The 23,133-nt window shown below is 63.5% G+C and carries 20 protein-coding genes and 1 pseudogene; 12 read left to right on the forward strand and 9 right to left on the reverse strand.

Annotated elements, in window-relative coordinates; all coding sequences use genetic code 11:
• The 4 genes from B3T59_RS23625 to B3T59_RS23640 all read right to left on the reverse strand — a co-directional run.
• A partial coding sequence (locus tag B3T59_RS23625; RefSeq protein WP_287005279.1) for a DUF222 domain-containing protein occupies positions 1 to 1,145 on the reverse strand: 1,145 nt, incomplete at its 3' end.
• A gap of 132 nt (positions 1,146 to 1,277) precedes the next feature.
• A complete protein-coding gene (locus B3T59_RS23630) occupies positions 1,278 to 2,126 on the reverse strand; it encodes a hypothetical protein (RefSeq protein WP_287005280.1) in 849 nt (282 codons plus the stop codon).
• A 64-nt stretch (positions 2,127 to 2,190) separates the two neighbouring features.
• A complete protein-coding gene (locus tag B3T59_RS23635; RefSeq protein ID WP_064863375.1) occupies positions 2,191 to 2,607 on the reverse strand; it encodes a type II toxin-antitoxin system PemK/MazF family toxin in 417 nt (138 codons plus the stop codon).
• Positions 2,604 to 3,260, reverse strand: a complete 657-nt coding sequence (locus tag B3T59_RS23640) for an alpha/beta fold hydrolase (protein ID WP_064863376.1) — start codon at positions 3,258 to 3,260, stop codon at positions 2,604 to 2,606. The genes B3T59_RS23635 and B3T59_RS23640 overlap by 4 nt, the downstream gene beginning before the upstream one ends.
• A 24-nt stretch (positions 3,261 to 3,284) precedes the next feature.
• Between B3T59_RS23640 and B3T59_RS23645 the strand changes: the two genes are divergently transcribed.
• From B3T59_RS23645 to B3T59_RS23655, 3 genes are read left to right on the forward strand one after another with little or no spacing between them, the layout of a single operon-like run.
• Complete coding sequence (locus tag B3T59_RS23645; protein ID WP_197502394.1) at positions 3,285 to 3,815, forward strand: hypothetical protein; 531 nt, start codon at positions 3,285 to 3,287, stop codon at positions 3,813 to 3,815.
• 45 nt (positions 3,816 to 3,860) lie between these two features.
• Positions 3,861 to 5,744 carry a translation elongation factor 4 gene (lepA, locus tag B3T59_RS23650; protein WP_064863378.1) on the forward strand — a complete coding sequence of 628 codons (1,884 nt, stop codon included), beginning with the start codon at positions 3,861 to 3,863 and terminating at the stop codon, positions 5,742 to 5,744.
• Positions 5,745 to 5,747: 3 nt separating this feature from the next.
• Positions 5,748 to 7,811, forward strand: a complete 2,064-nt coding sequence (locus tag B3T59_RS23655) for a M3 family metallopeptidase (RefSeq protein ID WP_287005281.1) — start codon at positions 5,748 to 5,750, stop codon at positions 7,809 to 7,811.
• A 102-nt stretch (positions 7,812 to 7,913) separates the two neighbouring features.
• Here B3T59_RS23655 and B3T59_RS23660 read toward each other — a convergent pair whose 3' ends face one another.
• The 4 genes and pseudogenes from B3T59_RS23660 to B3T59_RS23675 form a co-directional block, all read right to left on the reverse strand.
• On the reverse strand, positions 7,914 to 8,792 hold the full coding sequence (locus B3T59_RS23660) for an amino acid ABC transporter permease (protein WP_287005282.1): 879 nt from the start codon (positions 8,790 to 8,792) through the stop codon (positions 7,914 to 7,916).
• Complete coding sequence (locus B3T59_RS23665; RefSeq protein WP_287005288.1) at positions 8,789 to 9,436, reverse strand: amino acid ABC transporter permease; 648 nt, start codon at positions 9,434 to 9,436, stop codon at positions 8,789 to 8,791. Before B3T59_RS23665 ends, B3T59_RS23660 begins: the two co-directional genes overlap by 4 nt.
• 60 nt (positions 9,437 to 9,496) lie before the next feature.
• A pseudogene (locus tag B3T59_RS23670) lies at positions 9,497 to 10,306 on the reverse strand (glutamate ABC transporter substrate-binding protein); the annotation flags it as partial.
• Between the two features lie 17 nt (positions 10,307 to 10,323).
• Positions 10,324 to 11,052, reverse strand: a complete 729-nt coding sequence (locus tag B3T59_RS23675) for an amino acid ABC transporter ATP-binding protein (RefSeq protein WP_064863413.1) — start codon at positions 11,050 to 11,052, stop codon at positions 10,324 to 10,326.
• Positions 11,053 to 11,503: 451 nt separating this feature from the next.
• On the opposite strand from B3T59_RS23675, the gene B3T59_RS23680 reads away from it, so the two are divergent.
• The 6 genes from B3T59_RS23680 to B3T59_RS23705 all read left to right on the forward strand — a co-directional run bounded on the left by B3T59_RS23680 (position 11,504) and on the right by B3T59_RS23705 (position 16,960).
• Positions 11,504 to 12,418 (forward strand): cation diffusion facilitator family transporter, encoded by a 915-nt coding sequence (locus B3T59_RS23680; protein ID WP_064863382.1) that lies wholly within the window; start codon positions 11,504 to 11,506, stop codon positions 12,416 to 12,418.
• A gap of 212 nt (positions 12,419 to 12,630) precedes the next feature.
• A complete protein-coding gene (locus B3T59_RS23685) occupies positions 12,631 to 12,831 on the forward strand; it encodes a hypothetical protein (RefSeq protein ID WP_064863383.1) in 201 nt (66 codons plus the stop codon).
• Positions 12,832 to 13,034: 203 nt separating this feature from the next.
• The gene (locus B3T59_RS23690) at positions 13,035 to 14,150 is read left to right on the forward strand and encodes a sulfate ABC transporter substrate-binding protein (RefSeq protein WP_231895089.1); all 1,116 of its coding nucleotides are present in this window, start codon (positions 13,035 to 13,037) and stop codon (positions 14,148 to 14,150) included.
• Positions 14,151 to 14,164: 14 nt separating this feature from the next.
• Positions 14,165 to 15,040 (forward strand): sulfate ABC transporter permease subunit CysT, encoded by an 876-nt coding sequence (cysT, locus tag B3T59_RS23695; protein WP_156529399.1) that lies wholly within the window; start codon positions 14,165 to 14,167, stop codon positions 15,038 to 15,040.
• The gene (gene cysW / locus B3T59_RS23700) at positions 15,037 to 15,963 is read left to right on the forward strand and encodes a sulfate ABC transporter permease subunit CysW (protein ID WP_064863385.1); all 927 of its coding nucleotides are present in this window, start codon (positions 15,037 to 15,039) and stop codon (positions 15,961 to 15,963) included. Before cysT ends, cysW begins: the two co-directional genes overlap by 4 nt.
• A gap of 1 nt (position 15,964) precedes the next feature.
• Positions 15,965 to 16,960 (forward strand): sulfate/molybdate ABC transporter ATP-binding protein, encoded by a 996-nt coding sequence (locus tag B3T59_RS23705; protein ID WP_064863386.1) that lies wholly within the window; start codon positions 15,965 to 15,967, stop codon positions 16,958 to 16,960.
• 87 nt (positions 16,961 to 17,047) lie between these two features.
• On the opposite strand, the gene B3T59_RS23710 is transcribed toward B3T59_RS23705, so the two are convergent.
• Positions 17,048 to 20,395: an NAD-glutamate dehydrogenase domain-containing protein gene (locus B3T59_RS23710; protein WP_287005283.1), complete on the reverse strand. Its 3,348-nt coding sequence runs from the start codon at positions 20,393 to 20,395 to the stop codon at positions 17,048 to 17,050.
• A gap of 180 nt (positions 20,396 to 20,575) precedes the next feature.
• Between B3T59_RS23710 and B3T59_RS23715 the strand changes: the two genes are divergently transcribed.
• From B3T59_RS23715 to B3T59_RS23725, 3 genes are all read left to right on the forward strand, one after another.
• Positions 20,576 to 21,712 carry a pyridoxal phosphate-dependent aminotransferase gene (locus B3T59_RS23715; RefSeq protein WP_064863388.1) on the forward strand — a complete coding sequence of 379 codons (1,137 nt, stop codon included), beginning with the start codon at positions 20,576 to 20,578 and terminating at the stop codon, positions 21,710 to 21,712.
• A gap of 32 nt (positions 21,713 to 21,744) precedes the next feature.
• On the forward strand, positions 21,745 to 22,407 hold the full coding sequence (locus B3T59_RS23720; RefSeq protein WP_064863389.1) for a 4-carboxy-4-hydroxy-2-oxoadipate aldolase/oxaloacetate decarboxylase: 663 nt from the start codon (positions 21,745 to 21,747) through the stop codon (positions 22,405 to 22,407).
• A gap of 115 nt (positions 22,408 to 22,522) precedes the next feature.
• Positions 22,523 to 23,122 carry a TetR/AcrR family transcriptional regulator gene (locus B3T59_RS23725; RefSeq protein ID WP_082933703.1) on the forward strand — a complete coding sequence of 200 codons (600 nt, stop codon included), beginning with the start codon at positions 22,523 to 22,525 and terminating at the stop codon, positions 23,120 to 23,122.
• Positions 23,123 to 23,133 lie beyond the last annotated feature (11 nt).

Consider the following 23,133-nt stretch of genomic DNA (forward strand, 5'->3'; position numbering starts at 1 on the left):
GACTCTGCGTCGCCTGCTGCAGAATCTGCGCGACGAGCTCCGGACTCCGCAGCACCCGCAGCACCCGCAGCAGGCCGCGTGGTGCTGTCGGCGGGTTCGGCTGTGGTGGTGTGTGTTTCGGGTTCGATGAGCGCGGCCTCGTTGCAGACGACGTGGATGACGAACCGCGGATCGGCCGGCGGGACGGTGCCGGGTTCGGGGATTGCCGCCACGCAGTCGGTGCTGTCGCAGGCACATTCGAACCGTGAACCAGAGAGCAGCGCGAACATGGCATCCGAGGCGCGTTGCTGACGAGTCCGACCGTCCCCGTCACAGACCGCGTCAGCCAAACGCCGGACCGCCGCGACCGCGATCTGGACGTTCTCCGCCGACATCACGGCGGTGATTTCGCCGACCCCGTCGCCACAGTTGTCGGTGAACACCCCGCGCTTGTCCAGGGCGCGTTCGCGGCGTTCACGTATCGCGTCGGGGTCGTGGCGGAACACGATCCGATCGACCATGTCGCGCAGGCGGGGCCGTTTCCACGACCCGCGCCGCGTCCGCAAAGTGGTCGCGATCTGTTCATCGACAGCGGCGACCACCGCCGGCGGGGTGTCCGGTCCGCGCACCAGGTCGGTACGTGAGATCACCAGTCGCGCTTGCTCGATCGAGATGATCCCCTCCCGCAGACAGCCGAACACCTGTGGCAGGTCATCGCGTAACACGATCGCCTCGTCGATCATCCGTTCAGCCTGCGGACGTGACACCGCGAAGATCCCCGAGATGCGTGCCGCCACATCGGAAAAGCCGTCGACGATCAGGCCATCAGACGCAGCGCGCTCGACGACCAGCCTGTCGTAGAGCACTCCGATCGACTGATACCGCGCCCACGCCAAAAACGCCTCACCGCAACGTAATCGGGTCAGACCCTCCAGAACAGCAACCGTGTCCGAACCATCGGGAGCGGCGGGATCGACACCACCCAACAACCCGAGCGGCAGGTCCTTCGCCCAGTCCAGCGGATCAGTATCGGGCGTCGACTCTTCAGCTTCCTCGTCGGCTCCTGACTCGTAAACGTCAGAACCGTCGGGCCCGAGACTGGCATTCTCCGAATCATCTTCTCCCGCACCAGAACCTGCGCTTGGCTCCACCGACTCGATCGACACCCCACACCTCCTTCCGGAAACCGATTCGAACGTTTGAGCCCATTGTACGACCAGCCACCGACAAGAACTTTTCGAAGAATTCCGGCCGTTCAGTTCTCGATGTCGATTGCCGAGCAACCGCCGAGGGCCGAATTATCGGCTACGGTACTGCTGCTCCATTGCCTCGAGGGTGTGCCGATCGCTGGCGGTGAAGTCTCCTCGAAATTGCCCGATGGGCGTCGCAATGATCGACTCTGCGCCGAATTCGGTCACGTCGAGGAGTTGCATCAGTGCTGCGCGCGCTTCGGCCTCGCTGTCGGCGGCGGTGATAACAGAAAGAACATCCTGCGCTCGTGTTTGTGCGGCGACACGGGATCTCATGAATTCGATGCGTTGATCCTCGTCGTCCCCGTCGTCCTCGGTGCTCCGAGTGCGTCCGCGGCCGGGTCGTGCTGCGTGAACACGCCCGTCCCACACGAATAGTGACTCGGAGAATGAACCCAGTTCGTTCAGATCACTGACCTGCAGGCGAGTAACCCCAGCGGCGTCCTCGAGGCGCACCAGCACGCCCGTCGCGTCGTCGAACGTCATGATGATGTCGTGTCCCCCGGAGCCGAGGAGTGTGATCGACCACGCTGCTCGCCCGCCCACCTCGACGTGGTGTGCGGCGCCTTCGACGGAAACCGTGGTGCTCATCCTGTGCAGGAGTGAGCTGGGGCCCAACAGATCGAGCGGGCTGAACTGTGCGCCCATGATCGGCAGTCGGAAGTCGCCGTCGAGCCGCTGCATCTCACCGTCGACTCGAACAACAGAACTGCTGCCGCTCGAGAGATAGATCGGCTGTCCCTCGTGTTCGATACGCCACCGGCCCCCTTGCGCGTGTCGGAAGTCGAAACGGACGCTGCCCGAAAGTGGTTCATCGACAGCCATCATTCCGACCACGTTCACGGACTCCGCGGCCGCGTTGCGGCCCGCAAGCTCAACCCACGACGGTGTTCGCATGGGTGCAGCATAGGGTGACGCGCCGTAGAGCCGAGAGGTGTTGGAGATCAGCGGTATCGGCGACTCAGCGCCAGCCGTAGTCGCGGCGCAGTCGGTCGGCGACGGCGCCGAAACGTTGTTCGTCGAGGATTGCGCCTTCGCGTCGAATTCCGTGTTCGAGGACGTACAACACGCGGTCGAGACGGATGTAGCTCTCGCGGTGTTCGTCGTCCCAGACGCCGGTCCCCAGTTCCATCCAGTTCGGGTCGTCGCGGTGGTAGTCCTGGCTCGAGAGCATCAGGCCGAGGAGATGCGTGTGCTCTTCGCCGCGGTCACGTCCGACGACCAGCACCGGACGATCCTTGCCCTTGCTCGGGTCGTCCTCGTAGCGCACCCAGGTCCAGACGATCTCACCGGGATCGGCGGCACCGTCGAGGTCGGGGGAGTAGACGATCTCGCGCGCCGCCTCATGAGTGGGGCGTGCCTGCGTCCGGCCCGTCATCGAGTCGACCCGCTCAGAATCAGGTCGTCGACGGCGTCGGCCGCGAGCTGAGCAGTCGGCTTCTTGTCGGGTTTCAGGTCGTGGCCGGTTTTCTCGATCTCGACGAGCCGCGTCGGCGCGGCAATGAGCGCGATGGCGTCGGTGATCTCCGCAGTCGTCGCGAACGGATCGGTGGACCCGTGGACGATGACCGTCGGGACGGTGATGTCGCCGAGGTGATCGGTGCGTGCGCGTTCGGGCTTGCCCGGCGGGTGCAGGGGATAGGACGAGAGCAATAGACCTGCCACGTCGATGGCGTCGCCATCCTCTGCAACGACCATCGAGGCCTGCCTACCCCCGTAGGAATGTCCGCCGAGAATGAGCGGGCCGTCGGATTCGGAACGGAACAGCGACGCCGCCGCGCGTATCCCGTCCCGATCGCCGCCCGCACCCGATGGGCTCGGCGGCCCCTTCGGTCTGCGCTGCCGATACGGCAGGTCGATGCACGCGACGAAGACCCCACGGCCGCTAAACTCCGCGCCATACGCCCGCATGATCGCGGTCTGCCGGTTGCCTCCCGCGCCGTGCGCCAGCACGAGCACCGCGCGCGGTCGGCCGTCCGGTCGGTAGATATCTGCAACGACGCCGTCGGCGGTGAAGGTCTCGGGGCTCACAGTCTCACGCTATAAGTTGGCGTGGTGCGCGCGATACGAGTGGTGTGGATCGTGGCTGCCGTGACGGCGGCCGCCTACGCCATCTACTGCGGCTTCATCCAGGTCGGCGAGGTGACGTTGGGCTGCAGCAAGGGCGGCGAGCTGTCGGTCTACGATGCGCGCCCCGGCGCAACCTGCGAGGATTCGGTCTTCACCGCGTTGGGTCCCCGCCGGCCGGTCGTGTTGGGCCTGCTGTTGATGACGCCGCCCCTGATCGCTGCGTGGGCGCTGCGCATCTGGGTGTCGTGGCTCGTAGTACCCGCGATGGCAGTGTTGATCTTCGTGGGCATCGCAAGATGGGCTGACTTCTGGCTCCTGCTCTCGTTCGGCGCGCTTGTGCTGCTCGTCGCCTCGATCGTCGTGGCCACTGCACATCTCGTCGTGCGTGCACGCACGGATTCACGCCGAGCCCGTGACGAGGCAACTGGTTCGCTTCGCGATGTCCTCGACTCCGACAGAGCGACCCCGGGACGAGCGCCGACAACCCGGCCACGACGCGTCGACGGTGAGGCGTGAGAAACTGGACTCGACGACCACACCCGCATCGCACCCCGAGCATCGGTGCGTACCTGTAGGAGCAGTTCGATTCCCACCTTCGCCGACACCACGTTCACCGATCCCGCACGGATCCGGAACTTCTGCATCATTGCGCACATCGACCACGGCAAATCGACGCTGGCCGACCGGATGTTGCAGCTCACGGGCGTGGTCGCGGAGCGGGACATGCGCGCCCAGTACCTCGACCGCATGGACATCGAGCGCGAGCGCGGCATCACGATCAAGGCGCAGAACGTGCGCCTGCCCTGGAAGTCCGACGGTCCCGACGGGCCGCAGACCGACTATGTGCTGCATCTCATCGACACCCCTGGTCACGTCGACTTCACCTACGAGGTGTCGCGTGCGCTCGAAGCGTGCGAGGGTGCCGTTCTACTTGTCGACGCCGCGCAGGGGATCGAGGCCCAGACCCTGGCAAACCTGTACCTGGCGATGGACAAGGACCTGACCATCATCCCGGTGCTGAACAAGATCGACCTCCCTGCCGCCGACCCCGACCGCTATGCCGAGGAGATCGCGCACATCATCGGCTGCGAGCCCGACGACGTGCTGCGTGTGTCGGGCAAGACGGGTGCGGGCGTCACGGAACTGCTCGACGAGGTGATCAAGCTGGTGCCCGCTCCCCAGGGAGACCCCGATGCACCTGCGCGAGCCATGATCTTCGACTCCGTCTACGACACCTACCGCGGCGTGGTCACCTACGTCCGCGTGGTGGACGGCAAGATCGTCCCGCGCGAGAAGATCGCCATGATGTCGACCGGAGCGACGCACGAATTGCTCGAGGTCGGCATTGTCTCGCCGGAGCCGAAGTCGACCAAGGGGCTCGGCGTCGGCGAGGTCGGTTACCTCATCACCGGAGTGAAAGACGTGCGACAGTCGAAGGTCGGCGACACCGTCACGACCGCCCGTCATGGCGCCACCGAGCCACTGACCGGCTATCGCGAACCGCGCCCGATGGTCTACTCCGGCCTCTACCCGCTCGACGGCTCCGACTATCCGGTGCTGCGCGACGCTCTCGACAAGCTGCAACTCAACGACGCCGCGCTCACCTACGAGCCGGAGACGTCTGTCGCGCTCGGCTTCGGTTTCCGCTGCGGCTTCCTCGGGTTGCTACACATGGAGATCACCCGTGAGCGGCTTGAGCGCGAGTTCGATCTGAACCTGATCTCCACGGCGCCCAACGTCGTCTATCGGGTGGTCATGGAAGACGGCTCCGAGTCGATCGTCACCAACCCATCCGACTGGCCGGAGGGCAAGGCACGCCACATCTACGAGCCGATCGTCAAGACGACGATCATCGCGCCGAGCGAATTCATCGGCGCGATCATGGAGCTGTGTCAGTCGCGGCGCGGTGAACTCGGCGGCATGGACTACCTGTCGGAGACGCGCGTCGAGATGCGCTACACCATGCCGATGGCGGAGATCATCTTCGACTTCTTCGACTCCCTGAAGTCGCGCACCCGCGGTTACGCCAGCCTCGATTACGAGGAGGCGGGCGAGCAGGAAGCCGACCTCGTGAAGGTCGACATCCTCCTCCAGGGCGAGGCGGTCGACGCGTTCAGTGCGATCGTGCACCGCGACGCCGCGTTCAGCTACGGCAACAAGATGGCCACCAAGCTCAAGGAGCTCATTCCGCGTCAGCAGTTCGAGGTGCCCGTCCAGGCTGCCATCGGATCGAAGATCATTGCGCGCGAGAACATCCGGGCGATCCGCAAGGACGTGCTCGCCAAGTGCTACGGCGGCGACATCAGCCGAAAGCGCAAGCTGCTCGAAAAGCAGAAGGAGGGCAAGAAGCGGATGAAGACCATCGGTCGGGTCGACGTCCCGCAGGAGGCATTCGTTGCGGCACTCTCCACCGACTCGATGGGCGACAAACCGAAGGGTAAGTGAGTCATGGGTACAGACAACGTGAATCCCGTTCTCGCACAGAGCGATCTACCGCACGGCCTGCCCGACTTCGCGTCGATTTCCGACGACGACTTTCTGCCCGCTTTTCGCGAGGCCATGAGTTCGCAGCGCGCCGAAGTCGAGAAGATCGCCGACGATCCGGACGCTCCGACATTCGCCAACACCATCGAGGCGCTGGAACTGTCCGGACGCGACCTGGCCCGCGCATCCGGCATCTTCTTCAACCTGGTCGGCCCCGACACCAATCCGAAGCGCAACGAGATCTCCCAGGAACTCTCGACACTGCTCACCGACCATGCAAACGCCATCGCGATGAATCCCTCTCTCTTCGCGCGTATTTCGACGCTGCATGCTCACGCCGACGATCTCGACCTCACCGAGCCGCAGCGCCGTCTGCTCGATACGCGTTACCGCGAGGCGATCCGAGCGGGCGCCGGTCTCGACGACGCAGGTCAGGAAGAGATGCGCACGATCTCGTCGCGGCTGGCGTATCTGACGACCACCTTCTCGCAGATGGTCCTCGACGACACCAACGACTCGGCGGTGCTGCTTTCCGACGAGGCCGACGTGCAGGGCATGTCACGTGGCGCGATCGCGTCCGCCCGACGCGCAGCAGCCGGCGCAGGCCACGATTCCGGATACCTTGTGAGCCTTGAACTCCCGACGAGCCAGTCCGTGGTGAGTGAACTCCACGACGCCACGACACGCCGTCGAGTCTTCGATGCCTCCGTCGGCCGGTGCTCGCGCGGCAACGAGTTCGACACGCGCGAGATCGTCCTCGAGATCGTCAGGCTGCGCGCGCGGCGAGCCGAGCTGCTGGGGTACCGCGATCACGCCGAGTACGTCATCGCCGAGCAGACCGCACCCGATCCGGCAGCGGTCGACGATTTGCTCGGTGAGTTGATCACCGCCGCCATGCGAGCAGGTAGCGCCGAACTGGCCTCCCTGACCGAATTCGCGCATGCGGACGATCCCGACGCCGAGGTCACCGCTTCTGATTACACCTATTGGCTTGCCCGACAACGTAAGTCGTCGTCGGAGATCGATCTCGACGGTTTCGCCGACTACTGCGAACTCGACACCGTGATCACTGACGGCGTGTTCTACGCGGCGGGGCAGTTGTACGGGTTGAGCTTCCGGGAACGCACCGACTTGCACGCCTACCATCCAGACGTCCGGATCTGGGAGGTGTTCGACGAGCGCGGCACCAGCATCGGGTTGTTCCTGGGCGACTACTTCGCGCGGCCCTCCAAGCGGGGTGGGGCGTGGATGAACAACATCGTCGATCAATCCACCGTGCTCTCGGCGCAACCGATCATCGTGAACGTGCTCAACGTGCCCAAGCCAGACGAGGGCTCGCCCGCGCTGCTCAGCATCGACCAGCTCACGACGTTGTTCCACGAATTCGGTCACGCGCTACACGGTTTGCTCTCGACGGTCGACTATCCGTCGCAGTCGGGTACCTCGGTACCGCGCGATTTCGTCGAATTCCCGTCGCAGGTCAACGAGATGTGGGCGTTGCACCCCGATGTCCTCGCCCATTACGCGCGGCATCACGAGACCGGTGCCCCAATTCCGTCGGAACTCGCCGACGCGGCCCGCGCCAACGCCGGCGCCGACACGGCGCACGGCACCATCGAGTACCTCGCAGCCTCGGTGCTCGACCTCGCCTGGCATCGGCTGTCCACCGCACAGGCCGACGAGGTCGACGACGTCGAGGCATTCGAGGCCGACGCGTTACGCGAAGCCGGCATCGGCACTGAGCTCATTCCTCCGCGATACCGCACGGCGTACTTCAACCACATCTTCGGGGGCGGCTACTCGGCCGGCTACTACTCGTACATCTGGTCGGAGGTTCTCGATGCCGAGACCGAGCAGTGGTTCCTCGCCGAGGGCGGGCTACGCCGAGAGAACGGGAAGAGGTTCGCGGAGTCGACGTTGTCGCGCGGCGACAGCGTCGATCCGCTTGCCGTGCACGAGAAGTTGATCGGACGCAAGCCGGAGGTCGAACCGCTGATGCGTCGCCGCGGGCTGGTTGCCGCAGGCTGACTCTTCTGCGACGGTGCAGGCAGGGAACCGTCACGAGTGAGCGACGACCGCCGCCCACCGATCGTGTCGGTGGGCGGCGGATCTCGGGACTCCCTCCGTCGGTCAGATCGAGGGAACCGGTTCAACCCGCGTCGTCGGCATCTTGGGCGTACGCGAACCCCTTCTGCCCGTGCGGAGTCGCTGCTCGATGGTGCGTGCGAGCTTCCCCAGCGACGCGTTCACCGCGATCATCATGACTGCGGTGACGATCAGGGACGGGATGTAGTTGGAGAAGGCATTTCCGACCTGGATTCCCTGGCGAACCATCTCGATGTAGGTGATCTGATAGCCGAGTGCTGTGTCCTTCAGCGCAACGATCATCTGCGCGACGAGGGACGGCAGCATCGCCGTGATCGCCTGTGGCAACAGGATGAGGAACATCCGCTGCGTGGAATTCATACCCAGCGCAATAGCCGATTCGGACTGCCCGCGCGGTAGTGCCCGCACACCTGCCCTGACCAGTTCGGCAATCACGGCTGCGTTGCCGAGAGTGAGCGCCGAGACGACTGCGGCCAGGGCGAGCTGTCCTGCAGGAAACAGGTTGAGTGAGGCACAGAGGGCGAAGAAGAAGATCATCAGCACCAGCATCGGAATGGCTCGGAAGAACTCGACGATCGCTCCGGCGCAGATGCGTATGAATGTCACCTCCGACAGCCTGCCGACACCGAGGAGAACGCCGCCGATCAAGGCGCCGATGATCGCCAGAGCCGCGGCGACCAGGGTGCCTTTGATGCCCGGCAGTAGGAAGGTCGTCCAGACGTCACCCTGTAGAAACGGCGTCCATTTCGCGGAGTCGAACTGTCCTTTGACAGCGAGGCCGTGAAGAACCCACACCGTGATCGCCAGGACGACGATGACGAAGATGGTCGAAATCACGCGGTACCTGACCCGCGTCTTCGGACCGGGTGCGTCGTAGAGGAAGGCAGAAGTATTGGAACTCATTGGATCGCAAACCTTTTCGCAAGGAAGCCGAACAGCAGTCCGGTCGGGATGGTCAGGATGAGGAAGCCGATTGCGAACATCGCGCCGACCGCGAGCACCGCCGCGGTGTTCTCGATCATCTCTTTCATCAGCAGAGCGGCTTCTGCGACACCGATCACGGAGGCGATGGTCGAGTTCTTGGTGAGCGCGATGAGGATGCTGCCCAGTGTTGCGATGACAGCACGGAACGCCTGGGGGAGGATGACGATGGTCATGCTTTGTGTGAAGGACATGCCGAGCGCACGGGCTGCTTCGGCTTGTCCATGTGGCACGGTGTTGATGCCCGACCTCAGCGCTTCGCAGACGAACGTCGCCGTATATGCGCCGAGGCCGAGCACGCTCAGTCGGAATGCGCTGTCGGCCAATGATGTCGACGAGTTCCCGGACACGAGGGTGATACCGAGGGTCTGCGCGAGACCGAATGACATGAACAGAATGATGAGCGTGAGCGGGGTGTTGCGGACCACTTCGACGTAGGTTCCCGCGGCCTTGCGCATCGTTGCCATCGGCGACACCCGAAGTGTGGCCAGGACGATACCCAGCACGAGTGCGAGGATCGCGGAGAAGACTGTGAGCTTGATGGTGACGCCGAAGGCCGAGACCATCTGTCCGCCGTAGGAGGAGACCCGCGAACTCGAATCCGCTGCAGCAGAGTCAGACCTCGTGTATCGGTCGATCTGCGGTGGGGTGGGTGCCGGGTAGCCGGAGGGGCCGAGATTGCGGTCGAAAGACGCTTTCCAGGCGCCGGAGTCGATGTACTTCTGGAGCGCATCGTTGATCTTCTCGCGGAGGTTGTCGTTCCCCTTGTGTACACCGACGCCGTAGAGTTCATTGGAGAACGGCGCGCCGGCGAGTTTCAGCTGGCCTGCGCTGCGTGCGGCATACCCGGCCAGCACCGCGTCGTCGGTGGTCACCGCATCGACTGCGCCGTTCTTGAGCGCCTCGACGCAGGCTGCGAGGGTGTCGTACTGCTGCAGCTGCACATCCCGGCTGTACTTCTTCTTGATGTTCTGTGCGGGCGTGGAACCTGCCGGGGCGCAAAGCTTCTTGTTCCCGTTGAGAGACGTCGGACCGGTGATCGTGTCGTCGTCCTTACGGACCAGCAAACTCTGTCCAGCGACAAAGTAGGGGCCGGCGAAGTCGACTTTTTCCTTACGGGCGTCGGTGATCGAGTACGCCGAGACGATGTAGTCGACCTGTCTGTTCTGCAACATGGTCTCGCGCTGGGGGGTAGGCGTCTCGACCCAGGTGATGTTGTCTTCGTCCACACCGAGTTCTTTGGCGATGAATCGGGCTGTGTCGGCGTCGAATCCGGTGATGGTCCCGTCGGCGTTCTTCATGCTGATGCCGGGTCGATCGACAGCGACGCCGATGGTCAGAGTCTTCGACGAGCCGCTTCCGCCGCCGCAGCCGGCGATGAGGGTCGTCATGGCGAGCAGGGCGATGATGCCTGCGACGATCGAAGTTCGTTTCATGATAGGAACTCTCGAGATCAGTGAGCCAGCACGCGACTGAGGAAGTCGCGCGCCCTCTCGGTCTGCGGGTTGTCGAAGAAGTCGTCAGGCGTTCCCTGCTCGACGATCTCACCCTCGGCCATGAACACCACACGGTCGGCGGCGCGGCGTGCGAATCCCATCTCGTGGGTGACCACGAGCATGGTCATGCCTTCCTTGGCGAGATCGGTCATCACATCGAGCACCTCGTTGACCATCTCCGGATCGAGTGCCGAGGTGGGCTCGTCGAACAGCATCAGTGAAGGTCGCATGGCGAGAGCGCGGGCGATGGCCACGCGCTGTTGCTGCCCGCCGGACAGTTGATTGGGGTATTTCGCCGCCTGGTTTGCGATCCCCACGCGTTCGAGCAGTGCCATCGCATCGTCGCGGACGCTCTCCTTGTCTCGTTTGCGCACCTTGCGCGGTGCGAGCATCACGTTGTCGAGAATCGTCTTGTGACCGAAGAGATTGAACGACTGGAACACCATTCCGACGTCTGCGCGTAGACGTGTCAGGTCGCTGCCCTCGTCGGGCAGTGGTGTGCCGTTGATCTCGATGGAGCCGCTGCTGATCGTCTCGAGACGATTGAGTGTGCGGCACAGCGTGGACTTTCCGGACCCCGAGGGGCCGAGAACAACGACGACCTCACCTCGGGCGACGTCGAGGTCGATGTCACGCAGCACGTGCAGGTCGCCGAAGTACTTGTCGACGTGACTCATCCGGACCATGGCGACTGCGGGGTCGGAGAGTCCGGACTCCGAGTCAACGGTGGTGGACATGTGATCTCCTTCATAGAGTGGATGGATTAAGTAATACTGTGCTCTCAGTTCGACGGTTTGTCTACCGAATCGCGAAACTGTTTACATGACGGGAACGTAAGCGTCTGAACAGTAGGTATAGGTATCAAGCCTGTGCCGTGGGGTGCTGAGGACGCTGTGAAAGTTGTATATCGGTCTCTCATTGTCTCGAAACGAGTGATTTCGATCGGTAGTTGTCCATGGTTCTGCGTCCAGAAGTCCTGCTAGAGAGGGTTCGGCAGAGGGAATGTCTGATAGTCGGGTCTCACATGGGGGAAATGGGACCGCGCTAGGCGACTTTTCGACCAAGTAAGAAGGCCCCATCAGGTGGCCGATCTCGTGGCACTCCCATCGACAGCGGAATGCGTGATGAAATGGCGCAATGGCAAGCGCACCGTCTCAGACGCGGCCGGATCTGACCCGCTACGCACTGTTGAGCATCGCCACGGCGATCGTGGTGATCGTGATGAAGCTGATTGCTTGGCGCGTCAGCGGCTCGGTGGGCCTGCTGTCGGACGCACTGGAGTCGTTGGTCAATCTCGTGGCGGCTGTCGCAGCCTTCGTCGCGTTGCGAGTCGTCGCCAAACCCGCGGACGCCGAACACAATTTCGGCCACGCGAAGGCAGAGTACTTCTCGGCGGTGTTCGAGGGAGTACTGATCGTCGCCGCCGCGATCGCGATCATCTACGCCGCCGTCGATCGCCTCCTGCATCCCGCCGAGTTGGAATCGGTCGGACTCGGTCTCGCGATCTCGGTCGCCGCAACCGTTCTCAACGGAGTCGTCGCCGTCGTCCTGCTTCGTGCCGGTAAGCGTCATCGGTCGATGACACTCGAGGCCGACGGCAAGCATCTGCTCACCGACGTCTGGACCACGATCGGAGTGATCGTGGGTGTGTTCCTGGTCGCGGTCACGGGATGGCTGCCGCTGGACTCGATCGTGGCGATCCTCGTCGCCGTCAATATCCTCGTCGTCGGTGGTCGCCTCATCTGGCGTTCGGGTGACGGCCTCCTCGACGCCGCCCTACCCGCCGACGATCTCGCCACGGTCAATCAGGTGCTCGACCGATTCCGCTCGGACGAAGTGCTTTTCCACGATCTGCGCACGCGGGAAGCAGGCCACGAGCGGTTCGTGCAGATGCACATGCTCGTTCCGGGCGCATGGTCGGTCGAGCGCGGCCACGACCTGGCAGAGCGCGTCGAGGACGAGTTACACGCCGAACTCGATCATCTGCGTGTCAGCATTCACATGGAGCCGATCGGCGATCCGCGCGCGTACGAGTCGTGGCGGCTGGACTGAGATGTGCGCCGACGGTCGGCTGGTCGTCGCGGTGAGCTGACGGGAGCGGCCGGTAGCCGAGTAAACGTTTTCGATACCATGGCCTAGCCGCCTGTTCGCGGCACTCGAGCTCATCACGGTGCCCGAACCCACGGCGATCGCCGACTCGGCCCTGAATTCGAATCACACTGAACAAAACTCGGCGGTGTCCGGGCCGAAACGAGGTGACAGGCATGGACAGCTTCCTCGCGTGGTGGGATTCGGTCGAAGAGTGGCTGACAGGACTGTCGTTCGTTCCACAGCTTCTGGTCACCCTCGTGGTCGTTGTCCCCGTCGCCGTCGGTATCGCATTGATCCTGAATGTGCTGGTGGAAGCCGTGATGACCGTGTTCGATCGTCGTCGGTTCGCCGACGACGACGGAAAGGGGCTGTGACCGCGGTGATCAAGTCACGGGTGACCTGGGCGCTGCTCGCGCTCGTCGTTCTTGTCGTTCTCGCCTGGCTACTGACGCGCTGAGTCGTCAACTCCCACCGACGGGCCGTCGTTCTCGTCTTTGGGGCATGTGCTCGACGTTGCTAGCGTGATTCTGCTCCGGCCGCGAAGTCCCGCATGCCGGGAACCGTGGTGGAGGGTTTCGTGAGTCCAAGTCTGGCCCGCAAGAGGCGTGTCCCGATTGTGGCGTGCCTGCTGGCGCTGACCGTCGCACTGGTCGCCGGTTGTGGTGGCGGCTCGACGGACACGCCCGACGGTGTCGACATCTCCAGCGGCAGTCGTCACCTCGACCTCGTTGCGTACGCAACGCCGAAACCCGGCTTCGACAAGATCATTCCCGCGTTCCGCGCGACAGACCAGGGGCGAGACATCGGCTTCTCGGCGTCGTACGGCGCCTCGGGTGACCAGTCGCGCAAAGTGGCTCGTCACGTCCCGGCAGACGTCGTGAACTTCTCGGTCGAACCCGACGTGACCCGTCTGGTCAAGGCAGGACTCGTCGACGAGGACTGGAAGAAGGCCGAGCCGTACAACAGCACACCGTTCGGCTCCGTTGTCGCGCTCGTGGTGCGTAAGGGCAATCCCAAGAACATCCACAGCTGGGACGATTTGCTCAAGCCCGGCGTCCAGGTGATCACGCCCGACCCGGGTAGTTCCGGTTCGGCGAAATGGAACCTTCTCGCGCCCTACGCGGCGAAGAGTCAGGGAGGCAAGAACCCGCAGGCCGGTTTGGACTATGTGAGCGATCTGGTGCACAACCACGTCGCCGTGCGTCCCAAGTCCGGGCGCGAGGCGACGACGACCTTCCAGCAGGGCCAGGGCGACGTGCTGATCAGTTACGAGAACGAAGCGATCATGCTGCAGCGTAAGAACGCCGGTGCTGCGCAGAGCGCACAGGTCGAGTACCTGATTCCTCCGGAGACGTTCAAGATCGAGAATCCTGTCGCCGTCGTGAACACCTCGAAGGACCTGCCTGCAGCCAAAGCCTTCGTCGACTATCTGTTCACCGATGAGGCGCAACGTATTTGGGCCAAGCAGGGCTTCCGTCCGGTCGTACCGTCGGTTATCTCCGAGACCAAGGCACTTTTCCCCGGCGACATCACGAAACTCTGGACAATAGACGAGCTCGGTAAGACCCTGGGTAAAGGCACCGCCGCCAAGAACAAAGGCAAAGACCTGAAGGGGTGGAAGGCCGTGGACAACGCGTTGTTCGGTACCAAGGGTGCGATCACCAAGATCTACAACGAAGGCAGCAAGCAGTGACGGCCACGGGCGAGGTGGCGAACGAGACCACGTCCGCGCCGACCTCGCAGTCGTCGAGTTCGCTGCCGCCCAAGGGATTTCTGGGACGGTCGCGAACATTCGCCGGAGTCAGTCCCGCGGCCATCGGTACGGCATGGCTGTGGCTGAGCATCATCGTGTTGCTGCCGCTGGCCGCGATCACCGTGCAGTCGTTCGACAACGGGTGGAGCGGCTTCTGGGACGCGGTGACCGACGAGAACGCGCTCGACGCGATCTGGATCACGGTGCTCGTCTCGATCTTCGCCGCCGTAATCAACGTGGTCTTCGGCACCATCATCGCGTGGGTGCTGGTGCGAGATGACTTCCGCGGCAAGGGGTTCGTCAACGCGATCATCGATCTTCCGTTCGCGCTGCCCACGATCGTCGCCAGCCTGGTGCTGCTGTCGCTGTACGGCCCCAACAGTCCCGTCGACATCCACCTCGCCGCGACCAAGCCTGCACTGATCATCGCGCTGACGTTCGTCACGTTGCCCTTCGTGGTTCGTCAGGTCCAGCCGGTGCTGATCGAACTCGACACCGACGTCGAGGAGGCAGCCGCCGTGCTAGGGGCGAACAACGGGACCATCTTCCGCAAGATCGTGCTCCCGGCTCTCCTCCCCGCAATTCTCACGGGAGCGGGTCTGGCCTTCACGAGGGCGATCGGCGAATTCGGGTCGGTCGTTCTGATCGGCGGCAACATCCCCGGCAAGACCCAGGTCGCCTCGCAATACATCCAGCAGCAGATCGAGATCGACGAGCCGGTCAATGCCGCCGCCATCTCGGTCGTACTCCTGCTGATCGCCTTCGTCGCGCTGCTCGTCTTGCGGATCGTCGGGCAGCGTCAGACCAAGCGTGAGGAGCTCGACCGATGAAGCTATCGGCGAAGACCCGGTACGGGCTGCGCGCCATCGCACTCGTCTACCTGTTCATCCTGCTGATCGTGCCGGTGGCACTCATCTTCTGGCGTTCGTTCGAACACGGTCTCGGGCAGTTCTGGGAGTGGATCACCACTCCTGCGGCCATCTCGGCGTTGCAGCTGAGCTTGTTGATCGTCGTCATCGTCGTCCCACTGAACGTGATCTTCGGCATCATCATCGCGCTCGCGCTCGCCCGCGGACGCTTCCCGGGCAAGGGATTCCTGCAGGCTGTCGTCGATCTCCCGTTCGCGGTGTCGCCGGTCGTCGCGGGTGTCGCCTTGATCCTGCTGTGGGGCTACGGTGGCTGGTTCGGAGGAGTGGAGAGTCTCGGCTTCCGCGTGATCTTCGGATTCCCCGGCCTGGTGTTGGCAACGCTGTTCGTGACGCTTCCGTTCGTCGCACGAGAAGTGGAGCCGGTGCTCCGCGAGATCGGCACCGAACAGGAACAGGCAGCGGCGACCCTCGGCGCGAGCGGGTGGCAAACGTTCTGGCGCATCACTTTGCCCGCCATCCGCTGGGGACTCACCTACGGCATTGTGCTGACTGTCGCCCGTGCACTCGGCGAGTACGGCGCAGTGACGATGGTGTCGTCGAACTATCCGGGCATCTCCCAGACGCTGACACTTCTGGTGCACTCGCGCTACACCGACGACTACAACGAGTACGGTGCCTACGCTGCCGCGACACTCCTGATGCTCGTGGCCGTCCTCGTCCTCGTGGCGATGTCGTTCGTCGACCGACGTGCCCGCAACCGGTATGCCGAGGCGAGCGCCACCACCGGCGACGACACCGCGCCGGACGACATCCATCTGACCCCGCCGTATGCGCCCGAGAACATCGATTCGCAGCAGGTGCTTCACGAAAAAGAAAGAGTCTGACATGTCCATCTCGGTGGTAGGTGCCAACAAGCGATACGGCGATTTCGCAGCACTCGATGACGTGTCGATCGAGATCCCAGCCGGATCCCTGACGTCACTGCTCGGCCCGTCGGGCAGCGGAAAGTCGACGCTCCTGCGGGCGATCGCCGGACTCGACGATCTCGACTCGGGAACCATCGTCATCAACGGTGACGATGTCTCGGGTGCTTCACCGCAGAAGCGCGACATCGGCTTCGTATTCCAGCACTACGCGGCGTTCAAACACCTCACCGTGCGGGACAACATCGCATTCGGTCTGAAGATCCGTAAGCGCTCGAAGAAGGACATCGACGCCAAGGTCGACGAGTTGCTCGACATCGTCGGACTGACCGTCTTCCAGAAGCGTTTTCCCGCACAGCTTTCCGGTGGTCAGCGCCAGCGCATGGCGCTTGCCCGTGCCCTGGCCGTCGATCCCAAGGTGTTGTTGCTCGACGAGCCCTTCGGTGCACTCGATGCGAAGGTGCGCGAGGATCTCCGAAAGTGGTTGCGCCGCTTGCACGAGGACATGCAGGTGACCACGGTGCTGGTGACACACGACCAGCAGGAGGCGCTCGATGTGAGCGACCGTATCGCTGTGCTGAACAAGGGCAGGATCGAGCAGATCGGCGCACCTGACGATCTCTACGATCGCCCGGTCAATCCCTTCGTGGCATCGTTCCTCGGCTCGACGGTACGGCTCAACGGAGAACTCGTTCGTCCGCACGACATTCGTATCGGACGCAACCCTGAGCTTGCACTTCCCGCCGCCGATGCGTCACTCGACACCGGGGTCATCAAGGCCACTGTGCAGCGCGTGGTCAACCTCGGGTTCGAGACGAGGGTCGAATTGGTCGCCGTGGCGAACGGGGATGAGTTCCAGGCACAGATCACCCGCGGTGATGCCAATGCGCTGCACTTGCAGCCCGGGGAGGCGATCTACGCTCGCGCGACCAAGGTACCCGCCCTATCCGAGGTCTGAGGCGCTCCGCGTCGTGGACTCGGCGCAGTCGGTTGTCGCAGCGTGCCTCGCCGACGCACTTCTTTGCGGACGTGCTCGTCGAATGATTTACACCGAGGTCAATGGTTGTGCGGCCTGCGAGACCATCCGACGGATGTAGCGTGCGGCCACCGAAAGAGTGGCCAGATCAAACGATTGTCGCTGATCGAGTTTCGCGAGCATGGAGTGCGACCGCTGTAGTCGGGTGGCGTTGACCTGTTCCCATTCGACGAACCGCGTCGCGACGTCGGTCGCCGAATCGGTGGTGCTCAGGATGTCGATGGTGAGCGACCGCGTCGAGGCGTACAACTCTTCGCGTAAGGCCAAACGTGCCAACGCATTCCACTGATCATCTCGTCGGAGTCCCGACACCTCCATCAGCACGCGACTCACCTGCGTCCGGTCTTTTGCCAGGAAGTACATCTCACCGATGCTCTCGCGCGAATCGTCTGTGACGTGGCCGATCTCGACGATATCGAGCAGGCAGAAGAGGTCCAGCAGTCCGTAGACGTCGTCGACCAGGTCCGGCCGCGCGCCTCCTGCCAGCACGTCGGCGGTTCGTTCGGCTACATTGGCACGGTCGTAGTCCTGCTGCCAGTGCGGTACGTTGGCCCGGAGTTCCGCGATAGCGGGTGCGAATCGACGAACTGACGTCGAGATCTGCAGTGGCTGAGGACGATTGGTGAGCAGCCACCGAGTCGCCCGGTCGATCACCCGCCTGGCCTCTGTCACCAGTTCGTCGGTGACCTCGGTGGGGTGGCCGGAGATCTCGATGCGCCGCCAGATCGAATGGAGGTCGAAGAGTTCGGTGACCGTGGCAAATGCGCGAGCAGCGTCGGAGGTCGTGGCCCCGGTTTCCTCACGGAGGCGCTGCACGAATGTGATTCCTGCGATGTCGACGATGCGGTTGGCGAGCTGGGTGGCGACGATTTCGCGGCGCAACGGGTGGGCGGCGATCGCGGCGGCGACGGCTCCGGCACACTCGCCCTCGGACAGACGGGTCGGGAAGTAGTCGCTCAGCATCGAGTCGAAGTGCGGGTCGTCGATGGTGTCGTCGGCGAGCAGCTCACTCTTGATCAACAGTTTGGTGTAGGCCATCACCGTGCAGAGTTCCGGTGACGTCAGTGCGATACCGGTGCGCTCGATTCGTTTGGCGATTTCTTTGTCGGTCGGCAGCGTCTCCACCGCTCGGTCGAGGCCTGCCTCGTTCTCGAGTGCAGTGACCAATCGCCGATATGTTGTTGCCAGCGCCAGTGATTCGGTGCGCGCTACACCCATCAGCTCGTTGTGTGCGTGATTGTCGGTCAGCACCAGATCAGCAACGGATTCGGTCATGGCGGCGAGCAGGTTGGAACGTTGTGTGTCGGAGAGTCTGTCGTCGTCGACGAGCGCATCGAGAACGATCTTGATGTTGACCTCGTGATCGGAGCAGTTGACACCCGCCGAGTTGTCGACGGCGTCGGTGTTGATGCGTCCGCCGGCCAGAGAGTAGTCGATCCGGGCCAGCTGCGTGAAGCCGAGGTTGCCGCCCTCGCCGACGACGCGGCAGCGCAGCTCCGACGCGTTCACGCGGACGTCGTCGTTGGACTTGTAGCCGACGTCCGCGTGCGTCTCCGTATCCGACTTCGCATAGGTCCCGATGCCGCCGTTCCACAGAAGATCGACGGGAGCGGTCAGGATGGCACGGATCAACTCGGCCGGTGTCAGTCGCTGCGTGTTCGGTGCGATGTCGAGCGCTGCGCGGATCTCCGGCGTCAGAGGAACGGACTTGCTCGACCGGTCGAACACTCCGCCGCCGCGTGAGATGAGGTCGGGGGAGTAGTCGGCCCACGACGACCGGGGGGTGTCGAACAGTCGTCGCCTTTCTGTATAGGACTGTGCAGCATCGGGATCGGGGTCGATGAAGATATGGCGGTGGTTGAATGCCGCCACGAGCCGCACGTGTGGCGAACACAGCATGCCGTTGCCGAACACGTCGCCGCTCATGTCACCGATGCCGACGGCGGTGATGTCGTCCGTATCGACGTCGATACCGAGTTCGCGGAAGTGCCGTGTGACGCTCACCCAGGCACCGCGAGCGGTGATACCCATCGCCTTGTGGTCGTATCCGACAGAGCCGCCGGAGGCGAACGCGTCTCCGAGCCAGAAGCCGTGGCGAACCGATTCGGCGTTGGCGATATCGGAGAACGTGGCGGTTCCCTTGTCTGCGGCCACCACCAGATATGAGTCGTCCCCATCATGACGAACGATTCCCGGAGCCGGACTGACCTCTCCTGTTGCTCGATCGAGGTTGTCGGTCAGTCTCAGCAGTGCGGAGACGAATTGCCGGTAGCACTCGACGCCCTCGCGGTGCAGTGCATCCCTGTCGGCACCAGCGTCCCCGGTGGCCGCCGGCGGACGCTTGACGACGAATCCACCCTTCGCGCCGGCGGGAACGATCACGGAGTTCTTCACCGCCTGCGCCTTGACCAGGCCGAGGATCTCGGTGCGGAAATCCTCTCGTCTATCCGACCACCGCAGGCCACCACGGGCCACCGAACCCAGCCGCAGGTGCGCGCCCTCGACGCGCGGTGAGTAGACGAACGTCTCGAAGTGCGGTCTGGGCTGAGGGAGGAGCCCGACACTTCGTGAATCGAGTTTGACGGCAACGCAATTGTCGTCGGCGTTGGTGAGGTCGGTGACGAAGAACGTGGTACGCAGTGTCGCGTTGATCAATTCGAGAAGGGTCCGCAATACGCGGTCGGCGTCGAGCTCCCGCACCGCATCAATGGCCTCGAGCAGTTCGACGGTCGCCTGCTCGGCGCGTCGCCCGCGCGTCGTCGGATCGTGCTCGGGGTCGTGCAGGATCTCGAAGAGGTGCACGAGAGCGGCGCTCGTCTCGGCATTGTCACGCAGGATCTGCTCGATTCGGCCCGGAGTGACACCGATGGGCGTCTGGCGGAGAAAGTGTGTGTACATCCGCAACACCACGACCTGTCGGCAGGAAAGGCCGACTTCGGTCACCAGCGCGTTGAGGCGATCGCTTTCGACCTGACCGGCCCAAATGGCGCTGAAGGCTGCGGCGATCTCGGTGCCGATGCCTGGATGGTCGCGGGCAGCGTCGGGCAGGGTGATGTCGAAACCGAACACCCGCCCCACCGCTCCGTTGTCGAGGCGGACCGAATACGGGTGCTCTTCGATGACCTCGATGCCGAGGCCGTCGAAGATCGGCAGGATCTTGCTCAGCGGTGCGCGCAACCCGCCCGTGTAGAGGCGCAGCGACGCCGCGGGGGAATCGGAGTCGTCAGAAAGCCGAAGATCGACATCGATCGCGTCCGGCCCAAGCACCGTCAGTCGCGCGAGGTCATCGAACTCGAGCGGCGTGGTCACCGAGGCATTGTCGAAGCGCTTGCCGTTGTCGTGCGTGATTCCGGTCATGATTCCTCGAAGCTCGTGAACTACTAAGTGATGTGACAGTACCAGTTAGATTGGCCTTGTGCAGGCGAGCATGCAGGAAAAATCGCATGTTGACGTTCCTGTGAGTGAGATGCACAATAGAAAAACGATAGACAGATCCCAGTTTGTCCCCGCGCAGCTAACTCTTACAAGGACATCAATGTGACTCAGCGGACTTCACTCGCGGCCACCCGCATCCAGCAGGCCTCGCGTCGGCCGTCGGGCGGGCGCCCCTCAGGCGACGTGATCGCGCTCGACATGGGCGAACCGGATTTCGACACGCCGGAAGTGATCATCAACGCAGCTATCGACGCGTTGCGCTCCGGGCATACGCACTATGCGGACATGAACGGTGACCCGGAGCTGCGTGCTCTGATAGCCGCGCAGGCAACCGAATTGGCCGGCACCGAGATCGATCCGACGGATGTCTTGGTCAGTCATGGCGGCGCAGCGGGGATCACCGCTGCGGTTCTGGCCATGGTCGATCCCGGCGACCGGGTGTTGCTCCCGGAACCGACGTATTCGTTGTACGTCGATGCGGTTGCGTTGGCGGGCGGAATCGCGGTCCCGGTTCCACTGACCTCGGATCACCATCTCGATCTCGACGCCATCGCTGCAGAATCCGTGGGAGCTCGCCTCCTGATCGTCTGCAATCCGTCGAATCCGACCGGTGCGGTACTGGGCGCCTCCGAACTCGCGGCACTACCGGGCGTGCTAGACGACGACACGCTTGTGCTCGTCGATGAGGCCTACGGATTCCTGGTGTACGGCGACGAGCCGTTCGTTCCCGCCCTCGCGGTACCCGAATTGCTCGATCGGTTGATCTATGTTCAGACGCTGTCGAAGACCTACGCGATGACCGGATGGCGTATCGGCTACGTGATCGGACCGAAGGGCCTGATGCCTGCTGTCCGTCTGGTTCACCGCACGATGAACAGCGCGATCAACAGTGCGGTTCAGCGCGCATCGATCGTCGCGCTCACCGAGGGTGATCAGCTGGCCACTCCGATGCTCGAAGAGTATCGGCGCAGAAGGCAGTTCGTCGTCGAGAGGGTCGCGCAGATCGACGGCGCGTCGATGGTCGCCCCGGAGGGGGCCTTCTATGCCCTGATCAAGTATCCGGGAGATCTGCCATCGGCCGACGTCGTGGCGTTGCTGCGTGACGGCGGCGTCGCGGTCCGTGCGGGCGCCGAGTACGGGCCGTCGGGGGAGGGGCACGTGCGTCTGTCCTTTGCGGCCGACATCCCGACGCTGACCGAGGGGTTCGACCGCCTCGAGCGGGTCTTCAAGAGTCTGTGAAATCAGTTATCCCACAACGAAAGGCTTCACCCATGACGGCATCGACCGTTTCACCTGCGCTGACTCCCGACACGTGTGCCCGTCTCGGTGCACTCGGCGCCGCCACCATCTACGAGGCACAAGGACAGCGGGGGTCGATCGACCCGGCGATCAAGCCGCTCGACTCCTCGTCGGTTCTCGTAGGCCGCGCATTGACGGTCGATGTGGGGCCCGGCGACAACCTGATGCTTCATGCCGCCCTGGCTCACGCCCAGCCGGGTGACGTCCTGGTCGCCGACGCACACGGCTACCTCGGCGCCGGGGCGTGGGGCGACGTGCTCGCCACCGCCGCCAAGCATCGTGGAATTGCCGGCCTGGTGATCGACGGTGCGGTACGCGATGCAGCCGAACTGTCCGACATGAAGTTTCCCGTCTTCGCCCGCGGTCTCTGCATCCGTGGCACCACGAAGACGTACCGAGGCTCGATCGGCGAACCGGTGAGCATCGCCGGCACGGTGGTGCATCGGGGCGACATCATCGTCGGTGATCGCGACGGTCTGGTCGTTGTGCCCGCCGACGAACTCGATGAGTCGCTGCGACTGGCTCAGCTGCGTGAGGACAAAGAGACCGACTATCGCCGTCGTATCGCCGAAGGCACCTCGACCGTCGAACTGCTCGGTCTCGGCGAGACTCTCCGTGCGTACGGACTCGACTGACTCGCTGAGAGGCACCTCTCACTACGGACAGGTGGTGCTGCCTCGAGGGGGAGTACCATGAAATCCGGAAATCTCGCATCTTCAGCGGGATCTGCACTGTGTGAGGGAGAGATTCGTGGTGACGACGTCGGCCCCGATGCGCAAGGATGCGGTGCGTAATCGTCGTCGAATCCTGGCGGCAGCGGGTGAGGTTCTGAGAGACGATTTCCAGAACGCCAGTATCCCGCTGATCGCGGAGCGGGCAGGCGTGGGTACTGCCACCGTCTACCGGTACTTCTCGTCGTTGGAGAGTCTGCTGCGCGAGTACCTGCACGGGGTGATCGTGGAGCTTCGTGACTACAGTCATGACTCGACGAAATCGGGTACCGAGTTGTTCGAGGACGTGGTCGGCAAGCTCGGCGAAGTTCTCGAGGTCAACGGTCCCGCGATGGTCCACCTCCGTCGTCCCGTCGGCTTCCTCGAGCGACTGCGCGAAGGCGATCCCGTGATCCAGACGGTTCGGGACGCATGGGAGCGCCCGGTGCGGGCGGTGTTGCGCAGCAAGGGAATCGGCGATGAGCATTTCGACCACGCGCTGTTCCTCTACAACCAGATCTACGATCCCCGCGAGGTTCTCGATCTCGTCGCCGAAGGCATGACCATGGCGGAGGCGATGCGGTTTCTCACGCAGGTGTACTACGGCGCACTCGACGGGATGGTGGGCGCGCGGCGTTAGTGCTGCCGCGG

The sequence above is a fragment of the Gordonia sp. UBA7860 genome (assembly GCF_002500165.1).
In the GTDB taxonomy this organism is placed as follows: Bacteria; Actinomycetota; Actinomycetes; order Mycobacteriales; family Mycobacteriaceae; genus Gordonia; species Gordonia sputi.